This is a genomic window from Halomonas salipaludis, from assembly GCF_002286975.1.
GTDB lineage: Bacteria > Pseudomonadota > Gammaproteobacteria > Pseudomonadales > Halomonadaceae > Franzmannia > Franzmannia salipaludis.
Map to the genome: position 1 here is coordinate 34222 of NZ_NSKB01000004.1, position 22293 is coordinate 56514.

A 22293-nucleotide genomic window follows, 5' to 3' on the forward strand; every position below is an offset into this window, starting at 1 on the left:
GCCAGGGCCGGAGCGTACTCGAGCGACTTGTTAGGCCTGCTTGAGATGGAGCACCAGATTGTATTCGCCGCTCTCGGACGCATACGGATTACCCTCTCTAACGAAACCAAACTCTTCCAAGAGCGGCATTATTGGATCGTTACGCTCTCTACTTGTAGCAAACACGTTGCGGTTTGGCTCGTCTTGAAACAATGCGGCTACAAGCTTGCGAGCCAATCCCTTACGGCGATGCCCCTCAGCAACGAAAATCCAACCTAGCTCCGCCTCCCAGCTATTCGCGTCCTCGAATGATCGCGATTTGAGAAAGACTGACCTGTGATAGCCCTCGTTCGGTCTTTTTAGCGCCGCAACAGCAACGGGTTCTGACCCATCTAGCGCCCAAGCCAACCGAAACGAACGGTTAATTCGGCCGGTAAGGCCTGCTGGAGTTACTTCCCCCCCACACAGGACTAGCCTCTCGAACTGGTGAAGCTGCTCAGATGTGCAAGAGCTTGGTGTTTGAGTCTCGATCTTATAGGTCATCGTAATACGGCCTAATACCGATGAACGTGCCTGGCTGCTTTTGCTGAGATGGTTGCTGGCCGCGCCCCATCGCGACTAAAGTCGCTCCTACACGTGCTTGGGTGGAGACACAGCTGGAAGGGTATTGAGCGGCAGCGCGAGCAGGATGCCAACGGCTGAGCTGCTGATTAACGGCAGTGCTTGGCATATTCCCTACCCTCGCTGCGGCGGCTTGTATATTTGCACTGCCTTACACTGTAGTCGCTCATTCGCGACATCGCCCGCATGGGTAATAAACCTGCTGTAAACGCACCTACCCTTTCGTATGGTCTAGCGGGATGGAAGTTGCGACGATTACTGCCAGAGATGCCGATAGCGCTGCCACCACGCCATTGCCAGCCGGCGGTTGGCGGGGTTGGTGTCTTCACTCAGCACCGTGCCGAGGCGCAGGAAGACGCCGCCTGTCTCGGCCTGCAAGGTGGGGTCCTGGGAGGCCAGCATCATGGCGTAGAGTGCCAGCATCAGCTCGTAGTCGTCGTCACTATCAAGCCGCGCGACCAGCGCCGGGATGGCCGGCTTGCCTATTTCGCCGAGCGCTTCGGCAGCGGTGTACCAGGGCCGGGGGTTGTCGGCATCGCCGTAGGTCTCGACATAATCGCGATCCGGCAGTCTTGCGATGTAGTAGGCAACTGCCGCGGTCTGCTCGGTAGGCGGTTCGGCCCCATTCGATACCGGCCGTGGCTCGCTACTGGCGCAGCCTGCCACCAGCCACGCCATCACGATAATGAAGATGGCATTCGTCAGGGCCGGCATAGGCGGTACTCGCTCATTACCCACTCGATAGCGGCATCTAGGGTCTCGAATATGCCTACAGCACGAGAGAAGTCATGATGCGTCGACATCGCCGTGGGTACGGCGAGACAGGTAATACCGGCAGCAGTAGCGGCAGCCACGCCGTGCTCTGTATCCTCCACCGCAACGCACTGCTCCGCCGGCAACCCCAGGCGTTGCAGCGCAAGTTGGTAGCAGTCCGGCGCGGGCTTGCTAAGCAAGACATCGTCGCCACTTACCACGTCGTCGATATGGTCACTCAGGGCATACGATTTCAGCGTCATATCCACCCCGGCTCGGCCTGCCCCGGTCACGATGGCGGTTTGCAATCCCGCAGCGCGACTCCCAGTGACAGCGTCATAGGCCCCAGCCCTTAACGGAAACGCCCGCTGCGCAAGAAAGTCTCGGTTCAACGCCTCCTTGGCTGCGACGAGCTGGCCGGCTGACACCGGCATCGCAAAGCGGGCCACCATGTCCGAGGCGTTGGCCGAGGTAGGAATGCCGGCATAGTGAAGCTGGTAGCAAGCCTGGGTCAGCTGAACGCCATACTCCCCGAGGATGGTTTCCCACATCTCGAAGTGGGTCATTTCGGAATCCACGAGGGTGCCGTCGTGATCGAACAATATGCCCCTTAGCGACGCCATCACACCATCTCCTTGCTAGGCTTTTAACCAAAAGTGTCTGCGCAACACCATCATAAGCCAGCTACACGCTCGAGGTGCCTTCAGTGCATGTTGACGGTGCCATCGTGCCTATTACCGACTCAGCTCACTGCAGCACGGTTGGCAAAATGTGGTAAATAAACCCTCGCTAACGTACTCCGCCTGCGGCATCACCGTCGCGCGGTTTATTAGCAGCTTCTGCCTGGAGACGCTCGACCAGCCAGACCTTGATGATAGATTGCCGAGTGACACCGATACGGGCTGCCTCACGATCCAGCGACTCCACTACCCAGGCCGGAAAGTCGACATTGATGCGCTTCTGGTCCTGGTTAATGCGACGCGCGGACGACAAGTCCAGATCATCGGTGATGTCTTCGTCACTTTGATCAAATTTATCGTCGAAATCTTTAGCTTTCATATAGCTCTGCCTCATCGCCACCATGAGTATAAAGTATGCCTTTTTTACTCACCCAACCAGGCGGCTTGGCATGGAAAAGGCCTGCACTCAATGGTGGGTTCGTGTCTGCACGGTTCACCGCGTCACCCGCCACTGCACAATGGGGTAGCTGGCCTTCCAGCCCCGCCGCGTGCCAATGGGCGCGGCGGTGGACAGTTCGAGGCGCAGTAGCTCGCCGCCGGCCTGCTGCTGCCAGTGGGCCAGCAGGGCCTCGGACTCCAGGGTCACCGCATTGGCCACCAGGCGAGCGCCGGCCGGTAGCCGCTGCCACAGCGCCTCCAGCAAGGGGTGCGATAGCCCGCCGCCGATAAAGACTGCATCGGGGAGCTGTTCGCTCAGCGCCTGATCATTCAGTACGTCGAGGGCGCTGCCCTCTATTACTTCTAGCCAGTCGACGCCGAGGTTATCGGCATTGCGGCGCGCCCGCGTCGCACGCTCAGCGTCACGCTCGACGGCCACGGCTTGGTTCTCCGGGTGGGCCAGCAGCCACTCGATGGCCACCGAGCCCGACCCCGTGCCGATATCCCACAGCCGCTCACCCGCCCTCGGGGCCAGGGCCGCCAGGGTCATGGCGCGCACGGCCTGCTTGGTGATCTGGCCATCGTGGTCGAATAGTTCGTCCGGCAGGCCGGGCGTCAGCGGCAGGGCCGGCCCATCTCCGGCCACCTCCAATCCCACCGCGACCGGGTGGGCGATATCGCCTGGCATGGCATCGCCAGCTTGCACGCGACGGACGCGTTCGCGGTCGCCGCCCAGCGCTTCCAGCAGATGCAGCCGGGAGGCACCAAAACCGAAACGCTCGAGCCAGCCGGCCATCTCGATCACCGCGTCCCCATTCTTCACCAGCACCAGCAAGCGCCTACCGCGTTGCAGGTAGGGCCGGACGCGAGTCAGAGGTTTGGCATGCAGGCCCAGGCAGGTGCAATCCTGCAGCGGCCAGCCCAGGCGGGAGGCCGCCAGGCTGAACGTCGAAGGCGCGGGTATCGCCCGCCACTCATGGTCGTACAGCTGGCGCGCCAGGCTAAACCCCGCGCCGAACCAGAAGGGATCGCCGGAGACCAGCATCACCACCCGGCGGCCGCGCTCGGCCAGCAGTGGGGGGATGCCGTCGGCGAAGGGCACCGGCCATTCGCGCACCTCGGCGGCCAGGGGCGGCAGCAGGCGCAGATGGCGTTGGGCGCCGAACACCACCTCGGCGGTGTCCAGCGCCTGCCGGCTTGCCGCCGTCAGGCCCGCTGTGCCACTCTCGCCCCAGCCGAGCAGCGTCAGCCAGGGAGCGTGTTCCTCAGCCATCATTGAGCCCCGCTAAAGGAGATGAGCTGTTCCGGCGACAAGCCCCGAAGTGTCGGACCATCGCGAGGGCGCTGTAAACCCATCCCTGGGCGCTACCTACGCCATCCATGGCGTAGAACCCTCGCTGCGGCTTGTCCCCGGCGCTCATCTTGCCAACTGATTGAATGGGAACGGAGTTCAAGAAATCCCAATGAATGTCCTGATCCTGGGTGGCACCACCGAAGCCAGTGCCCTGGCCACTGCCCTGGCCGAGCGTAGGACTCCCGCTCTGTTCAGCTATGCCGGCCGGGTGGCGATACCCAAGGCGCAGCCGCTGCCGACCCGAGTCGGCGGCTTCGGTGGCGTGGAGGGCCTGGCCGCCTTCCTGGCAGACAACCGCATCACTCACCTGGTCGACGCCACCCATCCCTTCGCCGAGCAAATGAGCCGCAACGCCATCGCTGCGGCGAAACAGAGCGGCATCCCTTGCCTCGCTCTGACCCGGCCTCCCTGGGTGCCCCAGGCCGGCGACCGCTGGCAGCGGGTGGCCAACCTCGAGGCCGCGGTGGCGGCGCTTTCCGGGCCGCCCGAGCGTATCCTGCTGGCCATCGGGCGCCAGCACCTCGCCGCCTTCGCCGCCCAGCCCCAGCACCACTATCTGCTGCGCCTGGTCGATACGCCGGAGGCTCCGCCGCCGCTGCCCCGTCACCAGGTGATCCTCGACCGCGGCCCCTTTACCCTGGACGGCGACCTGGCCCTGCTTCGGGAGAACGGCATCCAGCGCCTGGTGTGCAAGAACTCCGGTGGCGACGGTGCAGTGGCCAAACTCACCGCGGCCCGCCAACTGGGGCTGCCGGTGGTGATGATCGAGCGGCCGGCGCTGCCCTCGCGTCAGGAAGTCCACTCCGTCGAGACGGTTCTCTCCTGGCTTTGTCATGCATCCGCCCCTGACACCGAGCGCGGTGTATAGACCCAAGGCGTGCTCTGACGCTCGGCGCTCTCGGCACTTTCGGCATGGCGCTGAATAAGACGTGTCTGGCTGGAACCGACTATTACCAAGGTGCGCATATCGGCCATCTCCGGTTGTGCCTCGCCGAGGGTCGTGACCCGCAGGGTTTCCTCAGGCGTGGCGACGGCCCGGGCGAACACGATCAGGCGCTGCGGCCCGCAGGCCTCTCGAAGTACTTCCAAGGTGTGTTCGAACCCCTCCGGCCGAGCCCGGGAGCGGGGGTTGTAGAAGGCCATGGCAAAATCGGCCTCGGCGGCCAGCCGCAGGCGCTTCTCGATCAGCGCCCAGGGCTTGAGGTTGTCGGAGAGGTTGATACAGCAGAAATCGTGGCCCAGCGGGGCTCCCAGGCGTGCACTGGCAGCCAGCATGGCGGAGATGCCCGGCAAGACCTGGATATCCAGCGAACGCCACGCCGGCTCGCCCGCCTCCAGCGCTTCGAAGAGGGCCGCAGCCATGGCGAACACCCCGGGATCGCCGGATGAGACCACCACCACCCGATGGCCAGTGGCGGCCAGCTGCAGCGCCTGCTCCGCGCGGCGGATCTCCTCGCGGTTGTCCGAGCCGTGGCGCGTCAGTCCCGGCCGCGGCGCCACCCGCTCCACATAGGGCACATAGCCCACCACATCGGTGGCCTCCGCCAGCGCGGCAGAGACCTCGGGGGTGATCAGCGCATCATCGCCTGGGCCGAGACCGACCACTTTCAACCAGCCACCAACCGCTTCGTCGCTCATGGCCGCCTCCCATTGCCATGAATCAGCAGAATGGAGAAGTACGGCACGCTGTCGCCCACGTCGCGCAGTGGCAGGATCCGCTGCTGGGACATGGCAGCGTATTCAATCAGCCAGGCTTCGTCTTCCCGACCAGTCTGGGCCAGGGCTCGCTTGACCTTGTCCAGGTTGCGGCCGATCTTCATCACCACCAGGGCATCGGTCTGGGCGATGCGTTCGCTCAGTACCGCCTCCGGCAGGGTGCCCATCAGCACGGTAAGAATGTCGTCGCCCCAGGTCACCGGCTGCCCGGTGGCGGTCCAGGCGGCAGACATGCCGGTAATGCCGGGTACTACCGCGACCGGCACCCGCCCCTGCAGCCGTGTATAGAGATGCATGAAGGAGCCGTAGAAGAACGGATCGCCCTCGCACAGCACCACCACATCCTGGCCGGCGTCGGCGATCTCGGTCAGCTGGGCGACGTGGCGTTCGTAGAAGGCCGCCAGCAGCTCGTTGTAGCGGGGATCGTCGAAGGCAATCTCGGTGGTGACTGGGTACTCCATCGGCAGCTCGATGGCCTCAGTTGCGAGCATGCCTTCGACGATGCTGCGGGCGTGGCCGGTGCGACCCTTCTTGCGGAAATAAGCGACGTAGGAGGCGCCGCGGATAAGCCGGTCGGCGCGCACGCTCATCAGGTCCTGGCAGCCGGGCCCAAGGCCGACCCCGTGGATGGTTCCTGGCTTCATGGTGGCGAGGCTCATTCGCTGCGATCCGCCATGGCATTGATGGCGGCCACCGTCACCGCACTGCCACCGAGTCGCCCCTGGACGACGACGCAGGGCGCCGCGGCGCTCTCCCACAGGGCCTGCTTGGATTCGGCGGCGCCCACAAAGCCCACCGGGCAGCCGATGATGGCCGCCGGGCGCGGGCAGTCCGGGTCTTCCAGCATGTTCAGCAGGTGGAACAGGGCGGTCGGCGCATTGCCGATCGCCACTACCGCGCCTTCCAGGTGAGGCCGCCACAGCTCCACCGCCGCCGCCGAGCGGGTATTGCCCAGCTCCCGGGCCAGGTCGTGCACCCGCTCGTCGTGCAGGGTGCAGATCACCGGGTTGTCACTCGGCAGGCGCTTGCGGGTAATGCCCTCGGAGACCATGCGCGCATCGCACAGGATCGGCGCGCCCCGCTCCAGCGCCGCCCGGGCCCGGTTCACCGCGTCGTCACGAAAGTGAATATGTGCGGCGAGCTCCACCAAGCCCGCGGCATGGATCATGCGCACGGCCACCGGCTCTTCTTCCGGCGCGAAGCGCGCCAACTCGGCCTCGCGCCGGATGATGGAAAAGGACTCCCGGTAGATAGCCGGGCCATCCGTTTCATAGACGTGGGGCATCGCTATTCTTCTCTATGTATTCGATAACATCGGTTTCACTAAGGCCGGTAGCGTCCGGCGTGCCATCGGCACGGCCACTGACAATCAGGTCGAAGCGCCCGTCCCGCCCGCTCAGGCAGAGATCGGCCAGCGTCTGGCGGGCACAGCCCTTGGCACAGCCGGAGACATGCACGCTGCCTTCGATCCGGCCACTCAGCCGCTCGGCCAGCGCCAGGGTCTCGACACTCGCCTGCTCACAGTGGGGAGCGCCCGGGCATACATCCACGCACAAGCGCGGGTCGCGGTCGTCGTCCAGCAGGCCCGGCACCGCCGTCGGCGCTTCGCCCTCCACCAGCAGGCGCCGCCAGGGCGTGACCCGCACGGCGCTGACCGCGGCTGAATCGACAGCGGCACGCAGCGCCGCGGCCGGCGCCCGCCCGAACGGCAGGCCAACCACCCTGCCCCATGCGCCCTCTCCTTCGAGATAGGCGCCCAAGGGCAGCCGGGGACCAGCCTCGGCGGGAGCCATGACTGCCGGCGCCCAGGCCGGCAACGGCGCTGTGTGGCGACGCATTCGCCCGGCGTCGTACCCGCCGCTGTCGACGAACCAGTTTGCCAGCCGCACCAGCAGCTCGACGGCGGCGGCGGGCGAATCCACCGGGGTACCCAGCTCTCGCCCATCGGCACGGACGATTAGGCTGCCCGGCGCAGAGCGCTCGATGCGCAGGTCCGCAGACACCTCTCCCAGTAGCGGCGCCACACCGGCATCGATGGCCAGGCCCCACTTGGCCGGCAGTGCCGGTAATTCGTCGAGGCGGGCCTCCAGCAGCCGGGCCGCCTCAAAGGTAGCGTCGTCCGCCTGCCAGTCCGGTGCCAGCAACAGCTGGGGCCTGCGCTCGCTGTCAGGGTCCGGGTCGACCAGCCCATGCTCGACGAGGTAATCCATCAGGCCGGGCCAACTAGCCTCGGATACGCCGCGCAGCTGCAGGTTGGCGCGGCTGGTGAGCTCGACCAGGCCGCTGCCGAAGGTCTCGGCGGCCTCGCACAGCGCAAGCATCTGCTGGCGAGTGAGTCGCCCCAGGCGAGGGCGCACGCGTACCAGCAGGCCGTCGCCGGTGGCCATGGGCCGCCAGGCCCCGGGGCACCAGCCCTTGATGCGCGGCTCATCCATCGGCTCATGCAACTTGCGTATCATGGCGCCGCGAGCTCCCGGGTCTCGTCGATCTCGAGCAACAGGTCCTGCAGGGCCGGGCCTTGCTCGCCGGGCTCTTGCCACAGGCCCCGCTGAACGGCCTCCAGCAGCCGCTCGGCCATCTCCTCCAGCGCCGCCGGGTTGTGCTCGCGCAGGAACTGCTGGTTGCGCGGATCCAGCACCAGCGCCTCGCTGACCTGGGCGTACTGGTAGTCGGCGACCAGATCGGTGGTGGCGTCATAGGCGAACAGGTAGTCGACGGTGGCGGCCATCTCGGAGGCGCCCTTGTAGCCGTGCTCGCGCATGGCCTCGATCCACTTGGGATTGAGCACCCGCGAGCGGATCACCCGCGCCAGTTCCTCCTTGAGGGTGCGCATGCGCGGCTGCGCCGGGTTGGCGTGATCGGCATGGTAGATGGTCGGCGCCTGTCCGCCGAGGGCGCGGCTGGCGTTGGCCATGCCGCCCTGGAATTCGTAGTAGCCGTTGGAATCGAGGATGTCGTGCTCGCGGTTGTCCTGGTTGTGCATTACCGCGTCCAGGCCCTTGATCCGCTCCTCGAAGGCCCGCCGCGCAACGGTCCCCGACGTCGGGAACTGGCCGTAGGCGTAGGCCCCGGCATCGAGATAGGCCTCGGCCAGGTCATCGGCACCGTTCCAGGCGCGACTGTCGATCATGCGGTTCAGGCCGGCGCCATACTCGCCGGGCTTGCTGCCGAAGATACGATACGCGGCCTCCTGGGCGGCGGCATCCGGGGCGAGCCCTTGGCCTTCGAGCTCCCGGCGACGCGCCAGCACCGCCGTGCGAATGGTGTTGGCGTCGCCGGGCTCGGCGTATTCGGCCACCGCCCGCACCGCACGGTCGAACAGGCGGATGACGTTGGCAAAGGCGTCGCGAAAGAAGCCGGAGACCCGCAGAGTGACGTCCACCCGGGGGCGCTGCAGCAGCATGGCGGGAATCACCTCGACATCGATCACCCGCTGGGAGCCCAGCGACCAGATAGGCCGCACCCCCATCAGGGCGAAGGCCTGGGCGATATCGTCGCCGCCGGTGCGCATGGTGGCGGTGCCCCAGATCGATAGCCCCAACTGACGTGGGTAGTCGCCGTGATCCTGCAGGTAGCGCTCGACGAAGGCCTGGGCCGACTTCTCGCCCAGCGACCAGGCCGCGGGTGAGGGTATCGCCCGGTTATCGACGCTGTAGAAGTTGCGCCCGGTGGGCAGTACGTCCAGCCGCCCGCGGCTGGGGGCGCCGCTGGGTCCGGGTGGAACGAACAGGCCGTCGAGGCCATCCAGCAGCGACTGGATCTCCATCTCGAGGCCGCGTTGCATGGCGGCCCAGAGGTGCTCGCGGGCGTAACGGCACTGCTCGGCGGTGGCCGGGTAGTCCCGGGCCAGACTCTCCAGACAACCCGGCTCCAGCACGTAGGCATCGATCAGCTGGTGCGCGAGCAGCTCCAGGCGCTCGCGGGTATCGGCAGCGGTGCGCCAGGCGGAGCTGTCCAGCTCGGCCAGGGCCAGCGGCCGCGGGCCGTGCCAGGGCTCGGCCCCGGCCATCAGCGGATCGAAGTCTGCGGCCAACCCCAGGTCGTTTGCCAGGTTGTGCAGCAGGCCGCGCTGGGCCGGCGTCTCGCCCCGCGGCAAGCGCAGGATGGCCGCCAGGGTGCCGGCCAGTTTCTCCCGCGGCGGCACGCTGCCCAGCACGTGCAGGCCATGGCGGATCTGGGCCTCCTTGATATCGCACAGGTAGGTGTCCAGCTCGTTGAGCAGGCGCTCGTCATCGCTACCCTCGGCGCTATTATTCCCGCTCTGGGCCAGCTCCTGGTCGATACCGGTGCGGCGCAGATGCTCGATGATCCGCTCGCGCAGCAGCGTCTCGCGCCGCGGATCCATGCCCAGCGCTTGATAATATTCGTCGGTCAGGGCTTCCAGTTCCGCCATGGCGCCGTAGAGTTCGGCACGCGCCAGCGGCGGCATCAGGTGGTCGATGATCACCGCCTGGCTGCGGCGCTTGGCCTGGGCGCCTTCGCCCGGGTCGTTGACGATAAACGGATAGAAGTGCGGCAGTGGCCCCAGGGCGATATCCGGCCAGCACTCGGCGGAAAGCGCCGTGCTCTTGCCCGGCAGCCACTCCAGGTTGCCGTGCTTGCCCACATGGATCACCGCATCCACCCGGTAGTGCTCGCGCAGCCAGAGATAGAAGGCCAGGTAGCTATGGGGCGGCGCCAGCTCGCTATCGTGGTAGCTCTTGGTGAGGTCAGCACCGGGCCCTTCACTGATGTCGCGCTCCGGCTGGATGCCGACGAAGGTCTCCCCCAGGCGGATCCCGGCGATCATCAGCCGGCCCTGGCGGTACTTGGGGTCCTCGCCGGGCGGCCCCCAGCGCGTCCACACCGCTTCTTGGAGGGCCTCCGGCAGGGTCCGGAACCAGGCCAGGTAGTCGTCGACGGCGAGGCTCTGCCAGCAGGGGCGCCCATCCAGGGCCTCGCGAGCATTGGTGACGCCGCCCTGCAGCCGCCGGATCAGGGCGTCGCCGTCCTCCGGCACCTCACTCACCGGATAGCCCGCCGCGGCCAGGGCCCGCAGGATGGCGACCGTCGAGGCCGGGGTATCCAGGCCGACGCCGTTGCCGATGCGCCCGTCGCGGTTGGGGTAGTTGGCCAGCACCAGTGCCAGGCGCTTGGTCCGGTTCGGCCTGTGTCGCAGGTCGCAGAAGCGCCGCGCCAGCGTGGCCACGAAGGCGGCACGCTCGGGGTGCAGCACATGACGGATCACCGACAGCTGGCAGCGCTCGCTGTAGTGCGCCTCGCTCTTGAAGCCCACCGCCCGGGTGATGACGCGGCCGTCCATCTCCGGCAGCACCACCTGCATGGCCACGTCGCGACTGTGCAGGCCTGCCGCCTTGGCCTGCCAGTCCTCCTCGGTGCTGCTCGCCAATATGGCCTGCAGCACCACCGGCCGGCCGACGAACTGCCCGGCGAAGCGCCCCTCGAACGGATTCCCTCCCAAGGCCTCCTTGTCGTCGTCACTGCGATTGACGGAAAAACTGGTGGTATTGACCACCAGCATGGCCCCGGTCTGCTCGATGAGGTGATTGACGAAGGCCACACAGGCCTCCTCCTTGAGCGACGCCACAGCCACCGCCAACGGCTCGAGCCCCTGCTCCCGCAGCGCCTCGATCAGGCCATCCAGCATGGCGGTGTTAGCGCCCTGCAGGTGGCTGCGGTAGAAGAGCAGCAGGCAGACCGGACGCTCACAAACTACTGCGCCAGTCGCTCGTGACGTTTGTCCTGTGGTTTTTGGAGAGGCTTCTTGCCCGGATGAGCGTTGGGTGGCGAGAGGAGTATAGAGCAGCGCCGCGGGAATCGCCCTGGGCTCCTGCCAGTCCAACCCATGGCCAAAGCACTCGCTGCCGACAAACCGCAGCAGCTGCTCGGCGTTGTCCACGCCGCCTTCGCGCAGGTAGCGCCACACCCGGTGAGCCGAGGCGAAAGCCACGCTGGAGTCCTCCAGCAGGGCATCGTCCGGGGCGTCGCAGCCCGGCACCAGGATCAGTTGCCGCCCGCATCCGGCGGCGGCCCAGGCCAGCAGTCGCTCGTGCCCATAGCGCCAGTAGCCGCTGCCGCCCAGCAACGAGACGATCACCAGGCGCGCCTGGTCCAGCACCCGGTCCTCGTAGAGGTCGTAGGCGGCGGGCTTGACCAGGTTCATCCAGTTGGCGAGGCGCAGCGTCGGGTAACCGCCTTCGCTCGCGTCCAGCCGCTCGACCGCCTGGGCCAGCGCCGACAGGCTGCTGTCGGCAGCGGACAGGATGACGATCTCGGCGGGGCTCTGCTGCAGGTCGACGATGCCCTCATCCTCGACGAAGCCCCCGGGTTTGGCGGCGAAGAGATGCATCAGGCGGTCGCTTCGATCTCGGCGCTCGCCAGGGCCGCGTGCAGGGCCTGCTTGTCCAGCGCCCGACCGATGATCACCAGCTGGGTCAGGCGCTCCTCGTCGGCCCGCCACAGGCGGTCGAAGTAGCCCTCCTGGCGCTCCCCCACGGCCTGGATCACCCGCCGCATGGGCTTGCCGGGAATCGCCGCGAAGCCCTTGGCGCGATAGATCTCCTGGGTTTTCACCAACTGCTGGAGGCTGTCCGCCAGGAGGTCGCCGTCGACCTCACCCAGGCGGATCACGCAGGAGTCGAAATGATCGTGGGCGTGGTCGTGGTGCGCCCCCTCGGCGTGATGACGATCGTGGTGGTTGTCGATGCGGTCGATGCCCTCCTCGCTCGCCGCGCCGATGCCCATCAGGGCTTCCAACTGGGCGCTGTCCGAAGCCAGGCTCTGGTCGATGAACAGCGTCTTGACGGATGCCGGCACCCGCTGGGCCACCAGTTCCTCCACCCGCTTGCGGTCGCCTGGCTCGAGCAGGTCGGTCTTGCTGACCAGCACCAGGTCGGCGGCACTCAGCTGGTCGTCGAGCAGTTCGCGCAGGCTGGGGTCGTGGTCCAGGGAGTCGTCGGCCAGGCGCTGGGCCTCCACCTTGCCGACGTCGCTGGCGTAGCGGCCGGCGGCCACCGCCGGGCCGTCGATCAGGGTGATGATGGCATCCACGGTGCAGTGCTGGCGCACCTCCGGCCAGTTGAAGGCCTGCACCAGCGGCTTGGGCAGGGCCAGGCCGCTGGTCTCGATGAGGATATGGTCGATGTCGTCGCGGCGCGCCATCAGCTTCTTCATCACCGGCAGGAACTCCTCCTCCACGGTGCAGCAGATGCAGCCGTTGGCCAGTTCGAAGATACCGCTCTCGGTTTCCACGGCGGTGGCGTCTTCTTCACAGCTCAATGCACAGCCGCGCAGCAGGCTGGAGTCGATGTCCTGCTCGCCGAACTCGTTGACGATAACGGCGATGCGCTTGCCGGTGACCTGGCGCAGCAGGCTGGCCAGCAGCGTGGTCTTGCCACTGCCCAGGAAGCCGGTCACCACCGTGGCGGGGATCTTGTTCAGGTTCATCCGTGAGTTTCCTGTGTGGTGAGGGAGTGAGTCTCGCTGGCCTGGCCCGGCATGAATAGGCGGGCCACGGCGGCGGGGTTGTCGGGGAAGAACAGGTGCAGATAGGTCGCCGTCAGCCGTCGCTGGCGATAGATCGCCTCGCCCGGCGCGGGGTGGCGCTGGCGCCGGCCAAAGGCGATGGGCGCCGGGGTGCCCTCTGCTAGCGAGCGGTGATGGGCATGGCCGCGCACCGGCCCCTCCGGTAGCTCGGCGGTCTGCATGCCCTGGCAGCCGCGCCGCCCGCGCATGGCGCCGTGGCCGGGCAGCAACCCCAGCATGGCGTGGGTGCTGTCGGCATGGTCGGTCAGGGTCTCGAGGCAGTAGAGCAGACCGCCGCACTCGGCGAGGATCGGCTTGTCCGCGGCAAAGAAGCGGCGAATGTCCTCGCGCATGGCGTCGTTCTCGGCCAACCGCGCGGCGTGGAGCTCCGGGTAGCCGCCGGGGAACCAGAGGGCGTCGCAGGTCGGTAGTTGGGCATCGCTGAGCGGTGAGAAGAAGCGCAGGGTCGCGCCCATCCCCTCGAGCAGGTCCAGATTGGCCTGGTAGATAAAGCTGAACGCCGCATCCCGGGCCACGCCGATGGTCTGGCCGGCGAGGGAATGAGTAAGGAACGACAAGGCCTGCGTCGCCTCCACGTCTGGCGCCGAAAACATGACCGGCGGCAGTCGCAGCAGCGCCTCCGCCAGCCCCTCGGCCTCGAGCGCCGCGGCGCCGGCTTCGAAGCGGGCCTCCAGCTCATCGTGGATCTCATCGGCCTGCACCAGCCCCAGGTGGCGCTCGGGCAGGGCCAGGGCGGGGTCCCGCGGCACCGCGGCCAGCAGGGGAATGGCGTCAGGCAGCGCCGCTTCGATCAGCTCGCGATGGCGTTGCGAGCCACAGGCGTTGGCGATCAGCCCAGCGATGCGGATATCGTCGCGGAAGCCCGCCAGGCCGGCCACCAGCGCCGCCGCCGTCTGGGCCATGCCCTTGACGTCCATGACGATGACCAGCGGCAGCTCGAACAGGGCGGCGAGATCGGCGCTCGATGGCTCGCCGTCGAACAGGCCCATGGCGCCTTCGACGAGGATCAGGTCCGCCTCGAGCGCGGCCTCGAACAGGCGCTGCCGGCAGTAGGCCTCGCCGGCCATCCACAGGTCGAGCTGGTCCACCGGCTGGCCTGAGGCCTGGGCCAGCACCAGGGGATCCAGGTAGTCCGGGCCGGTCTTGAAGACCCGCACCACCTTGCCCCGGTTGCGCAGCATCCGCGCCAGTGCGGCGGTTACCGTGGTCTTGCCCTGGCCCGAGGCGGGTGCGGCGATAAACACCGCAGGGCAGGCAGCACGCTTCCGAACACCGCCCGCCCCCGCACCTTGGCTTGAATCATTCACGGTCATGAGACCTCCACACTGGGCTGAAGGCTGCGCTCCAGACTGGACAGGGGCCGGTACAGCGCACCCAGCTGCCGTGCGATCTGCGTCCCCCTGCCCCGCTTGACCGCGGCCTGCTCGGTATCCACGACGATGCAGTCACCCAGCGGCGGCAGGCCATCCAGGGATTGGCGGGTACGCCCGTCGGTGATGAGGTAGGTCCGCACATGCAGGCCAGGATCCTGTCGCCGCCACTGACGAATCAGGCGCGCCGCGCGCAGCACGGCATCGCGCAGCGGCGTTCCGCCGCCGCCGTCGGCGGCATCGAGCCGCTCACGCAGCGCCTTGGGGGCGCGGCGGCGTAGCAGCACAGGCGTGACGCCGCCATTGCCGAAGCCCAGCACCGCCATCTGCTCCCGGGCGTCATAGGCCTGCTGCGCCAGCCGCTCGACCAGGCCCTTGGCCCGGCCCAGCAGCTGCCGGCCCAGGGTCGAGGCGGAGGTATCCAGCAGCACCAGGTGCAACACCGGCTGGCCACGGCGGGCCTGGCGATAGCGCAGCTCCCGCCAGGGCCAGCGGCCGCGGTTGGCGACCAGGGTGGCGAACCAGTCCGGTCGGGATGCTTGGCGATGCGCTCGGCGCTGGCCGGGCTGTTGTCCGCGGCGCACGGATGCCGAAGGCGCCGGGGTCGTCGGTTTCGCGGGTGTTTCCGGAGAGATTTCCGGCAGCTCCGCCGCCGGCACAGTGACGCTTTCCTGATTGACCGGCGGCATGGCGCCCCACTGCCCCTGCGCTTGCGAGGCTGGAGCGCTCTCGCTAGCACCCGGCGCCTGGCTGTCGGCAGCGGCGTTGCCGCTATCGGGAGGCGGCGGGGTCTGGTCCGGGCCTTGGCCTGGAGGCTGGTCGGGGGTCTGTTCCGAGCGCCGGCGATGCGCCAGGACCCATGGCTCGACGCTATCCAGGTCCTCCCGGCCCACCGTGGTCGCGCCGCGCCAGGCGGCATGGGCCCGGGCGGCCCGATGCCAGGTCACGTCGGCCCGCAGGCCCTCGACGGCGGCGGCCTCGCAGCGCAGCGCGATATGCTCGTAGACCCAGGGCTCGCTGGTGATCTCGGCCAGCGCCCGCTGCGCCTGCCCCAGCCGCCGGGTCAGCGCGGCCTGGGCCTCGGCCTGGCTCGACACATAGCCCTCGGGGTCACGGTCGAAGGCCTCGCGCTGCTGCAGGATGGCCACCCGCTCGCGTACGCTGATCGCCGCGCCCTGCTCGAGACACAGGCCGAAGCGATCGAGCAACTGGGGACGCAGCTCCCCTTCGTCGGGATTCATGGTACCGATCAGGCTAAAACGGGCGGGGTGGGAGTGGCTGATGCCGTCGCGCTCGACGACATTGGTGCCGCTGGCGGCCACGTCGAGCAGCAAGTCCACCAGGGGATCCGGCAGCAGGTTGACCTCGTCGACGTAGAGCACGCCGCCGTGGGCCTTGGCCAGCAGGCCCGGCTGAAAGCTCGCCTCGCGCTCGGAGAGCACCCGCTGCAGGTCCAGGCTGCCGGTCAGGCGCTCTTCGCTGGCGCCCAGCGGCAGGGTGACGAACGGCGGTCGCCGATCCTCGGCGTCAGCGGGCAGGATCGCCGCCAGCGCCCGGGCCAGGGTGGACTTCGCAGTGCCACGAGGGCCGCTGATCAGCACGCCCCCGACCCCGGGATCGATGGCGTTGAGCAGCAGCGCGGTCTTGAGCGCCTGCTGGCCGACCACGGCGACGAAGGGAAACTCACTCACGGTGGTCATCACGGCCTCGCCTCGAACCGGTCAGGGTACGTGGGGGCCATGGCACGCCGCAGGCACCGACGCCGGAAACGTCGGTGGAAAACTGGAAAATCACAAACACACGCTATCCCCGGTGCCCACCGCACCGTCACTGGATGAAACGAAATAACGGGCCGGTCTCCGGGCTCGAGGAGGACGCAATCAAGGAGATCACGCCGTTGCCTGCACCTTCCCGGCCAGTGCCAGTGGTTGTTGCAGGCGACTCACTCATTACCGTTGCGGGGGCAGCGATGGGATAGGCGCAAGCGCCGTACCATACTTCCCGATTATCCCCTGGCAGCAGGGGCACCCGTCTCGATTGGGCTCATCCTAAAGCAATTGTCGCAATAGGCGCAATTTACCCGCCTGGTGCCCAGGGAAGGGTTTACAGCGTCTCCTCGTAGGCCTGTCGACGGATCAGTCCAAGCGGCGTTGCTTTGACAAAAAGATATGTTATAACATTGTATTAAATTCTGAACCCAGCAGCTGGCAATCGCGGCTCCGACATGCAAAATGCAGTGCTATGATCGCCGCCCACCGGGGGCAGATAGACCACCACCTCCCCGCCACTTGGACATGACGTGATGAATTACGCCCGACGACTACTGGCAATCCTCGCTCTTTTTCCTGCACCATTGGTCATCGCGGATGGCACTGATTATCCCCTGACACTGACGAATTGCGGCATGGAGATCAGCTTCCAATCCGCACCGGAAAACACGGTTACCGTCGGGCAATCGGCGACGGAAATCCTCTATGCACTGGGGCTTTCCGAGCGAGTATCTGCAACGTCAGTGTGGTTCAACCCGGTGCTTCCAGAGTTCAGCGAGGTCAATGCCAAGATCGAGCGTCTTGCCGACAACGACCCCAGCTTCGAGTCCGTCGTCAGCCGCAGACCCGAGCTCGTTGCCGTCCAGTATGAGTGGCATATCGGCCCTACCGGTAGCGTGGCCAGCCGAGAGCAGTTTCATGAATTGGGCATCAACACCTATGTGATGCCAGCCGACTGCGATACCAAGGACAACAGCACCGGTGGTGACGGCACGCGTATCGCGGCGTTCTCCCCTGAGCATGTCTACAAGGGCATTCATGAGCTGGCCAGCATCTTCGACGTTGCCGAGGACGGCGATGCCCTGGTCGCCGACCTGCAGGCACGCGAGGCCGAGGCCGTCGAGACCGCCCAGCGCCTGGCGCTGCCGGAAGACCTGTCGGCGATGTTCTGGTTCTCCTCCCCCAACGAGTCGGCGGATCCTTATGCCGCCGGCCGGCTCGGCGCGCCGGGCTACATGATGGACGTTCTTGGCATTCGCAATGTGGTGGAATCCGATGAAGAGTGGCCTGTCGTTGGCTGGGAATCGATTGCCCGGGCCGACCCGGATATCATCGTTGTCGCTAGCATGGATCGTCGCCGCTTCCCGGCCGACGATGTAGAGAACAAGCTCGAATTTCTGCACAGCGACCCTGTGACTCGAGAGATGTCGGCGGTAAGAAACGGACGTATCGTTGAGATGGATGCCCATGCAATGAGCGCCACCATGCGCACGATATTCGGCCTCGAAGCGCTGGTCGAAGCGCTATCGACGATGCCCTTCGAGCAATGATTTCGACCCTGGCACTGCGCCCGGCGATACGCATTCGCTGGCACTGGACCTGGCTGACGCCATTGGTCCTATTCATGGCGATAATGGCCGGCACCGCCATCGGCGAGACGCCGATTGCGCTGGACACCATTCTCAAGGTACTGGCCAATCAGCTGTGGGGCGCGGGTTATGCCGTGGACCGGATCGATGCCGGCATCATCTGGAACTACCGCCTTAGCCGCGCGATTCTTGCCGCCTGCTGCGGAGCCGGCCTGGCGCTTGCCGGGGTGGTCCTGCAGGCACTGCTGCGCAACCCACTGGCCGATCCCTTCCTGATGGGGATCTCGGCCGGCGCCTCCACCGGTGCCGTGGCGGTGACCATCGCCGGGCTCGGCGCCGGCGCGCTGTCGCTCTCCCTCGGGGCCTTTGCCGGGGCGGGGCTGGCATTCGGTCTGGTGGTGATGCTCGCCCATGCCGCCGGCAGCGGCACCGGCGGGGGGCGCAGTACCCAGGCCGCTGGCGCCATCATCCTCGCTGGCATTGCCGGTTCGCAGCTGTTCAACGCCCTCACCGCCTTTATCATCACCAAGTCGGCGAGCGCCGAGCAGGCGCGGGGCATCATGTTCTGGCTGATGGGCAACCTCTCCGGAGTACGCTGGGAGGATGTTGGCCTGGGACTGCCCGCCGCGGTGGCCGGCCTGCTGGTCTGCCTGTGGTACCGGCGGGCACTGGATGCCTTTACCTTCGGTGCCGACAGCGCCGCCTCGCTAGGCATCTCGGTGCGCCGCGTGCGCGGCATCCTGATTGCCAGCATGGCCCTGGTCACCGCCATGATGGTCTCCATGGTCGGCGCCATTGGCTTCGTGGGGCTGGTGATTCCCCACGCCATGCGCTTTATCGTCGGCAGCCGCCACACCCGGCTGGTGCCCGCCTCGGCGCTGGCCGGCGCGGTGTTCCTGATCGCCGCAGACATCCTCTCGCGCATCATCGTGCCGGGGCAGGTGCTGCCGATCGGGGTGGTCACGGCGCTGATCGGCGCCCCGGCCTTCGCCGTGATCCTGGTGCGCGGGTCGCGGACCAAATGAGGCTGGCCGCCGAACGCATCGACTGGCGCGTCCACGGCCACCGGCTGTTGGACGACGTCAGCCTCGCGGTAGCGCCCGGCGAGACCTTTGGCCTGGTCGGCCCCAACGGTTCGGGCAAGACCACCCTGCTGCGGGTATTGGCCGGGCTGCGCAAGCCCAGGACCGGGCGCGTACTGGTAAACGACGCCTCGATGTACGCGATGCGCCAGCGCGACATCGCCCGCACCATCGCCTTCGTCGAACAGCAGGCCGAGACCCTCGACCGCATCGTGGTTCGCGAGGCGGTGGCGCTGGGCCGAACGCCCTTCCTCTCGGCGCTGCAGCCATGGTCGGAGCAGGACGATGCCATCGTCGACCAGGCCCTGGACAACGTCGGCATGGCGCATCTGGCGGATAGGCTCTGGCATACGCTGTCCGGCGGCGAACGCCAGCGTGTGCATATCGCCCGCGCCCTGGCTCAGCAGCCGAGGATCCTGCTGCTCGACGAGCCCACCAACCACCTCGATATTCGTCACCAGCTATCGATCCTGTCATTGGTTCGGCAGCTGTCGGTCACCGTGGTGATTGCCCTGCACGACCTCAATCAGGCCATGGAGTGCGACCGCATCGGCGTGATGGATGGCGGGCGCCTGGTCGATGTCGGCTCACCCAGCCAGGTGCTGACGGCCGAGAGGCTGCACCACACCTTCGGCGTGCACGTCGATTTCCTCGAGGATCCCCACGACCAGCGCCGGATCATGCGCTTTCGCAACGCCCTGTAGCGCTGCACCGACACGCCCACTCGGGGCTACCTCACGGGAACGAAAACCGGCGCACCGTCGACCTCGGCGGTGGCCAGGCGCTGGCCGTAGAGTCGCTCCAGGGCGCTGGTCTCCAGCATGGCGTCGCGCGGGCCCCAGCACGCCTCGCCGTCGGGATACAGCAGCAGCAGGTGGTCGCACCATCGCGCCGCCAGGTTGAGGTCGTGCAGGCACATCATTACCGCGCGCCCCTCGGCGGCCTGCTCGGCGAGCAGCGCCATCACCGCGGTCTGGTGGTGGAGGTCGAGATGGTTGGTCGGCTCGTCGGCGAGCCAGATCTGCGGCGTTTGGGTCAGCACGGTGGCAATCGCCAGGCGCTGCCGCTCGCCGCCGGAGAGCGTGCTCACCAGGCGCTCGGCGAGGTGGTCGACGTCGAGTCGCGCCAGCGCTGTCTCGGCCAGGCGCAGATCCTCGCCGCCCTCCATCTGCCAAGCCGACAGCCACGGGTGGCGGCCGATCAGCGCGGTTTCGCGCACCGTGGCGGGAAAACCATCCTGGCGATCCTGAAACACCAGCCCCAGGGCCCGCGCCACCTGGCGGCGACCCAGCGTGGCCAGGGCTTGGCCGTCGAGCAGTACCTGGCCGGCACGCGGCGCGCGCAACCCGGCCAGGGTGTGCAGCAGGGTCGTCTTGCCCACGCCGTTGGGACCCAGCACGCCCCACACCTGGCCCGGCTCGACGCCAAGCGACAGCGCGCGACCATCGTCGCGGCCGGGCACGTCGATGACCAGATCACCCAGCCCCAGGCGGTTCATCAGCGGCTCCGGTAGAGCAGGTAGAGGAAGGTCGGCACGCCGAGCAGCGCGGTGATCACGCCCACCGGCAGCTGCTCCGGGGCGATCATGGTGCGCGCCAGGGTGTCGGCGAGCACCAGTAGCGTGCCGCCGGCCAGGGCGCAGGCTGGCAGGATCAGGCGCTGGTCGTTGCCCAGCAGCAGGCGCAGCATATGCGGCACCACCAGGCCGACGAAGCCGATGCTGCCGGCAGTGGTCACTGCCATGGCGGTCAGGGCGCTGGCGACAAGATAGATCGTCCACTCCAGCGGGCGCACGTTGACGCCCAGCGCCGCTGCCTGCAGCGGCCCCCGCGCCATCACGTTGAGGCTGCGGCCCAGCGGCATCAGCAGCAGGCAGATGATCAATAGCAGCGCCAGCGGCGGCCAGGGGGTACGCGAATAGGAGAGATCGCCCATCAGCCAGTAGAGCATGCCCGGCAACCGCTCCGCCGGGCTCAGCGCCAGCATCAGGGTGATCACCGCGCCCCAGCCGGCGGCGACCACCACCCCGGTGAGCAGCAGCCGCGACGGTGTCCAGCTGCCGGTGCCGTGGGCCAGGCCGAAGACCAGCAGTGTCGACAGAAAGGCCCCGGCAAACGCCGAGCCGGTGATCACTGCCCCGCCCAGCCCCGCCAGCATCGCCGCCAGCGCCCCTACCGAGGCGCCGCCGGAGAGCCCCAGCACGTAGGGGTCGGCCAGCGGGTTACGCAGCAGCACCTGCATCAGGGCGCCGGCCACGGCGAGCAGCCCGCCCACCGCGAAAGCGGATAGAGAGCGCGGCAGGCGCAGCTCGAGAACCAGCGTGCGCGACAGGGCGTCACCCTCGCCGCGCAGCACCGCCCACAGCGCCTCTGGCGATACGCTGGCGCTGCCCACGGCAAGCGATAGCCCCAGCGCGGCGCAGCCAGCCAGCGCCAGTACCGCCAGCGGCAGCCATATGCCGCGGCCCGCCAGCAGCGGCCGAGCGCCCAGCTCAGCGGCGGCCACGCGCCACCTCGAGCTTCTCGCAGAGGATGCGGCTGCCCTCCAGCAAGCGCGGCGTGGGCCGCTGAATCAGCGACGGCGGCACGAAGAACAGGTTGTCACGCGCCACCGCCGTCAGGCCGGGATACTGCTGCCAGTGGGTCAACCAGTGGCGGTTCTCCTCGCCCATGCCGCCGGCAACGATCGCCTCCGGGTCGGCGGCCAGCACCGCTTCGTCGTCGATGCGCGGCACCAGCCGCGATAGCTCGCCGAACACATTGACCCCGCCGCATAGCCGTACCACCTCGCCGATCAGGTGCTCATCGTTGACGCTCATCAGCGGCTCGTCCCAGACCTGATAGAAGGTCGCCACCGGCTCGGCAGCGGCGTACTCATCGGCCAGCGCGTCCATCCCGGCGCGAAACTCCGCGGCGACGTCGTTACCCTCCGCTTCGCTGCCCGCCAGCCGCGCCAGGCGCTCGATGGTCGTGGCCACGCTGTCGATGCTGCGCGGCTCGATATAGAACACCGGCACACCCAACGCCTCGATGGTCTCGAGCTGTTCGGCGGGGTTGCCGGTGATCCAGCCGATCACCAGGTCCGGCTGCAGCGAGACCAGGGCCTCGAGATCGACCCGGGTATGGCTGCCCACCGAGGTCACTTGCCGGGCCTCCGGGGGGTAGTCGCTGTAGGCGACCACCGCGACCACCTTCCCCCCCGCCCCGGCGGCATAGACCAGCTCGGTGGCGCCGGGGGAGAGCGTGGCAATGCGGGTTGCCGGTGCCTCAAGGCACACCTCGCGGTCGCGGTCGTCGATGGCACACCGCGAATCGGCCCGCGCCTCACCAGCGCCCAGCCCCGACAGAACCAGCGCCAGCAAGGCACCGGCAGCAGCAGCGAGGCCAAGGGCCCCGCC

General features: G+C 67.5%; 20 protein-coding genes and 1 riboswitch. Of the genes, 4 read left to right on the top strand and 16 right to left on the bottom strand.

From position 1 onward, the window contains the following. Positions 1-30 precede the first annotated feature (30 nt). From CK498_RS26870 to cbiE, 5 genes are all read right to left on the bottom strand, one after another. On the bottom strand, positions 31-522 hold the full coding sequence (locus CK498_RS26870) for a GNAT family N-acetyltransferase (RefSeq protein WP_095620860.1): 492 nt from the start codon (positions 520-522) through the stop codon (positions 31-33). Positions 523-855: 333 nt separating this feature from the next. Then, positions 856-1314: a hypothetical protein gene (locus tag CK498_RS10665; protein WP_217987751.1), complete on the bottom strand. Its 459-nt coding sequence runs from the start codon at positions 1312-1314 to the stop codon at positions 856-858. Then, on the bottom strand, positions 1302-1976 hold the full coding sequence (locus tag CK498_RS10670; protein ID WP_095620861.1) for an HAD family hydrolase: 675 nt from the start codon (positions 1974-1976) through the stop codon (positions 1302-1304). Before CK498_RS10670 ends, CK498_RS10665 begins: the two co-directional genes overlap by 13 nt. A gap of 166 nt (positions 1977-2142) precedes the next feature. Then, on the bottom strand, positions 2143-2412 hold the full coding sequence (gene brnA, locus CK498_RS10675; RefSeq protein WP_095621298.1) for a type II toxin-antitoxin system BrnA family antitoxin: 270 nt from the start codon (positions 2410-2412) through the stop codon (positions 2143-2145). A gap of 114 nt (positions 2413-2526) precedes the next feature. Beyond that, the gene (cbiE, locus tag CK498_RS10680) at positions 2527-3744 is read right to left on the bottom strand and encodes a precorrin-6y C5,15-methyltransferase (decarboxylating) subunit CbiE (protein ID WP_407645842.1); all 1218 of its coding nucleotides are present in this window, start codon (positions 3742-3744) and stop codon (positions 2527-2529) included. A 190-nt stretch (positions 3745-3934) separates the two neighbouring features. On the opposite strand from cbiE, the gene CK498_RS10685 reads away from it, so the two are divergent. Beyond that, the gene (locus CK498_RS10685) at positions 3935-4693 is read left to right on the top strand and encodes a cobalt-precorrin-6A reductase (protein WP_095620863.1); all 759 of its coding nucleotides are present in this window, start codon (positions 3935-3937) and stop codon (positions 4691-4693) included. Here the strand turns inward: CK498_RS10685 and cobJ are convergent. From cobJ to CK498_RS10725, 8 genes are read right to left on the bottom strand one after another with little or no spacing between them, the layout of a single operon-like run. Then, on the bottom strand, positions 4657-5463 hold the full coding sequence (gene cobJ, locus CK498_RS10690) for a precorrin-3B C(17)-methyltransferase (RefSeq protein ID WP_095620864.1): 807 nt from the start codon (positions 5461-5463) through the stop codon (positions 4657-4659). The genes CK498_RS10685 and cobJ overlap by 37 nt on opposite strands. Continuing rightward, complete coding sequence (locus CK498_RS10695) at positions 5460-6185, bottom strand: precorrin-2 C(20)-methyltransferase (protein ID WP_095620865.1); 726 nt, start codon at positions 6183-6185, stop codon at positions 5460-5462. The genes cobJ and CK498_RS10695 overlap by 4 nt, the downstream gene beginning before the upstream one ends. A gap of 11 nt (positions 6186-6196) precedes the next feature. Then, on the bottom strand, positions 6197-6826 hold the full coding sequence (locus CK498_RS10700) for a precorrin-8X methylmutase (RefSeq protein WP_095620866.1): 630 nt from the start codon (positions 6824-6826) through the stop codon (positions 6197-6199). Beyond that, entirely contained in the window at positions 6810-8000 is a 1191-nt protein-coding gene (locus CK498_RS10705) for a cobalamin biosynthesis protein CobG (protein WP_229359041.1), read from the bottom strand. Before CK498_RS10705 ends, CK498_RS10700 begins: the two co-directional genes overlap by 17 nt. Further along, positions 7997-11890, bottom strand: coding sequence for a cobaltochelatase subunit CobN (gene cobN, locus CK498_RS10710; protein ID WP_095620867.1), 3894 nt, complete (start codon positions 11888-11890; stop codon positions 7997-7999). Before cobN ends, CK498_RS10705 begins: the two co-directional genes overlap by 4 nt. After that, positions 11890-12987: a cobalamin biosynthesis protein CobW gene (gene cobW, locus CK498_RS10715; RefSeq protein ID WP_095620868.1), complete on the bottom strand. Its 1098-nt coding sequence runs from the start codon at positions 12985-12987 to the stop codon at positions 11890-11892. The genes cobN and cobW overlap by 1 nt, the downstream gene beginning before the upstream one ends. Next, a complete protein-coding gene (locus tag CK498_RS10720) occupies positions 12984-14399 on the bottom strand; it encodes a cobyrinate a,c-diamide synthase (RefSeq protein ID WP_095620869.1) in 1416 nt (471 codons plus the stop codon). Before CK498_RS10720 ends, cobW begins: the two co-directional genes overlap by 4 nt. Next, positions 14396-16156: an ATP-binding protein gene (locus CK498_RS10725; RefSeq protein WP_095620870.1), complete on the bottom strand. Its 1761-nt coding sequence runs from the start codon at positions 16154-16156 to the stop codon at positions 14396-14398. Before CK498_RS10725 ends, CK498_RS10720 begins: the two co-directional genes overlap by 4 nt. Positions 16157-16289: 133 nt before the next feature. Beyond that, positions 16290-16500: riboswitch (cobalamin riboswitch) on the bottom strand. Between the two features lie 360 nt (positions 16501-16860). Here CK498_RS10725 and CK498_RS10730 point away from each other — a divergent pair. From CK498_RS10730 to CK498_RS10740, 3 genes are read left to right on the top strand one after another with little or no spacing between them, the layout of a single operon-like run. After that, the gene (locus tag CK498_RS10730; protein ID WP_229359042.1) at positions 16861-17775 is read left to right on the top strand and encodes an ABC transporter substrate-binding protein; all 915 of its coding nucleotides are present in this window, start codon (positions 16861-16863) and stop codon (positions 17773-17775) included. Beyond that, positions 17772-18839, top strand: a complete 1068-nt coding sequence (locus CK498_RS10735; RefSeq protein WP_095620872.1) for a FecCD family ABC transporter permease — start codon at positions 17772-17774, stop codon at positions 18837-18839. Before CK498_RS10730 ends, CK498_RS10735 begins: the two co-directional genes overlap by 4 nt. After that, positions 18836-19600, top strand: a complete 765-nt coding sequence (locus tag CK498_RS10740) for an ABC transporter ATP-binding protein (protein ID WP_095620873.1) — start codon at positions 18836-18838, stop codon at positions 19598-19600. Before CK498_RS10735 ends, CK498_RS10740 begins: the two co-directional genes overlap by 4 nt. Before the next feature lie 26 nt (positions 19601-19626). On the opposite strand, the gene CK498_RS10745 is transcribed toward CK498_RS10740, so the two are convergent. Genes CK498_RS10745 through CK498_RS10755 form a run of 3 tightly spaced genes read right to left on the bottom strand, consistent with a single transcriptional unit; the run spans position 19627 to position 22257 of the window. After that, entirely contained in the window at positions 19627-20394 is a 768-nt protein-coding gene (locus CK498_RS10745) for an ABC transporter ATP-binding protein (protein ID WP_095620874.1), read from the bottom strand. Further along, the gene (locus CK498_RS10750) at positions 20394-21401 is read right to left on the bottom strand and encodes a FecCD family ABC transporter permease (protein ID WP_407645843.1); all 1008 of its coding nucleotides are present in this window, start codon (positions 21399-21401) and stop codon (positions 20394-20396) included. Before CK498_RS10750 ends, CK498_RS10745 begins: the two co-directional genes overlap by 1 nt. Next, positions 21388-22257, bottom strand: a complete 870-nt coding sequence (locus CK498_RS10755; protein ID WP_095621301.1) for a cobalamin-binding protein — start codon at positions 22255-22257, stop codon at positions 21388-21390. Before CK498_RS10755 ends, CK498_RS10750 begins: the two co-directional genes overlap by 14 nt. Positions 22258-22293 lie beyond the last annotated feature (36 nt).

Bases quoted from the DNA above. Each gene is read 5' to 3' on its own strand.
- CK498_RS26870 (WP_095620860.1), bottom strand. From the start codon at position 522: ATGACCTATAAGATCGAGACTCAAACACCAAGCTCTTGCACATCTGAG.
- CK498_RS10665 (WP_217987751.1), bottom strand. From the start codon at position 1,314: ATGCCGGCCCTGACGAATGCCATCTTCATTATCGTGATGGCGTGGCTG.
- CK498_RS10670 (WP_095620861.1), bottom strand. From the start codon at position 1,976: ATGGCGTCGCTAAGGGGCATATTGTTCGATCACGACGGCACCCTCGTG.
- brnA (WP_095621298.1), bottom strand. From the start codon at position 2,412: ATGAAAGCTAAAGATTTCGACGATAAATTTGATCAAAGTGACGAAGAC.
- cbiE (WP_407645842.1), bottom strand. From the start codon at position 3,744: ATGGCTGAGGAACACGCTCCCTGGCTGACGCTGCTCGGCTGGGGCGAG.
- CK498_RS10685 (WP_095620863.1), top strand. From the start codon at position 3,935: ATGAATGTCCTGATCCTGGGTGGCACCACCGAAGCCAGTGCCCTGGCC.
- cobJ (WP_095620864.1), bottom strand. From the start codon at position 5,463: ATGAGCGACGAAGCGGTTGGTGGCTGGTTGAAAGTGGTCGGTCTCGGC.
- CK498_RS10695 (WP_095620865.1), bottom strand. From the start codon at position 6,185: ATGAAGCCAGGAACCATCCACGGGGTCGGCCTTGGGCCCGGCTGCCAG.
- CK498_RS10700 (WP_095620866.1), bottom strand. From the start codon at position 6,826: ATGCCCCACGTCTATGAAACGGATGGCCCGGCTATCTACCGGGAGTCC.
- CK498_RS10705 (WP_229359041.1), bottom strand. From the start codon at position 8,000: ATGATACGCAAGTTGCATGAGCCGATGGATGAGCCGCGCATCAAGGGC.
- cobN (WP_095620867.1), bottom strand. From the start codon at position 11,890: ATGCATCTCTTCGCCGCCAAACCCGGGGGCTTCGTCGAGGATGAGGGC.
- cobW (WP_095620868.1), bottom strand. From the start codon at position 12,987: ATGAACCTGAACAAGATCCCCGCCACGGTGGTGACCGGCTTCCTGGGC.
- CK498_RS10720 (WP_095620869.1), bottom strand. From the start codon at position 14,399: ATGACCGTGAATGATTCAAGCCAAGGTGCGGGGGCGGGCGGTGTTCGG.
- CK498_RS10725 (WP_095620870.1), bottom strand. From the start codon at position 16,156: ATGACCACCGTGAGTGAGTTTCCCTTCGTCGCCGTGGTCGGCCAGCAG.
- CK498_RS10730 (WP_229359042.1), top strand. From the start codon at position 16,861: ATGGAGATCAGCTTCCAATCCGCACCGGAAAACACGGTTACCGTCGGG.
- CK498_RS10735 (WP_095620872.1), top strand. From the start codon at position 17,772: ATGATTTCGACCCTGGCACTGCGCCCGGCGATACGCATTCGCTGGCAC.
- CK498_RS10740 (WP_095620873.1), top strand. From the start codon at position 18,836: ATGAGGCTGGCCGCCGAACGCATCGACTGGCGCGTCCACGGCCACCGG.
- CK498_RS10745 (WP_095620874.1), bottom strand. From the start codon at position 20,394: ATGAACCGCCTGGGGCTGGGTGATCTGGTCATCGACGTGCCCGGCCGC.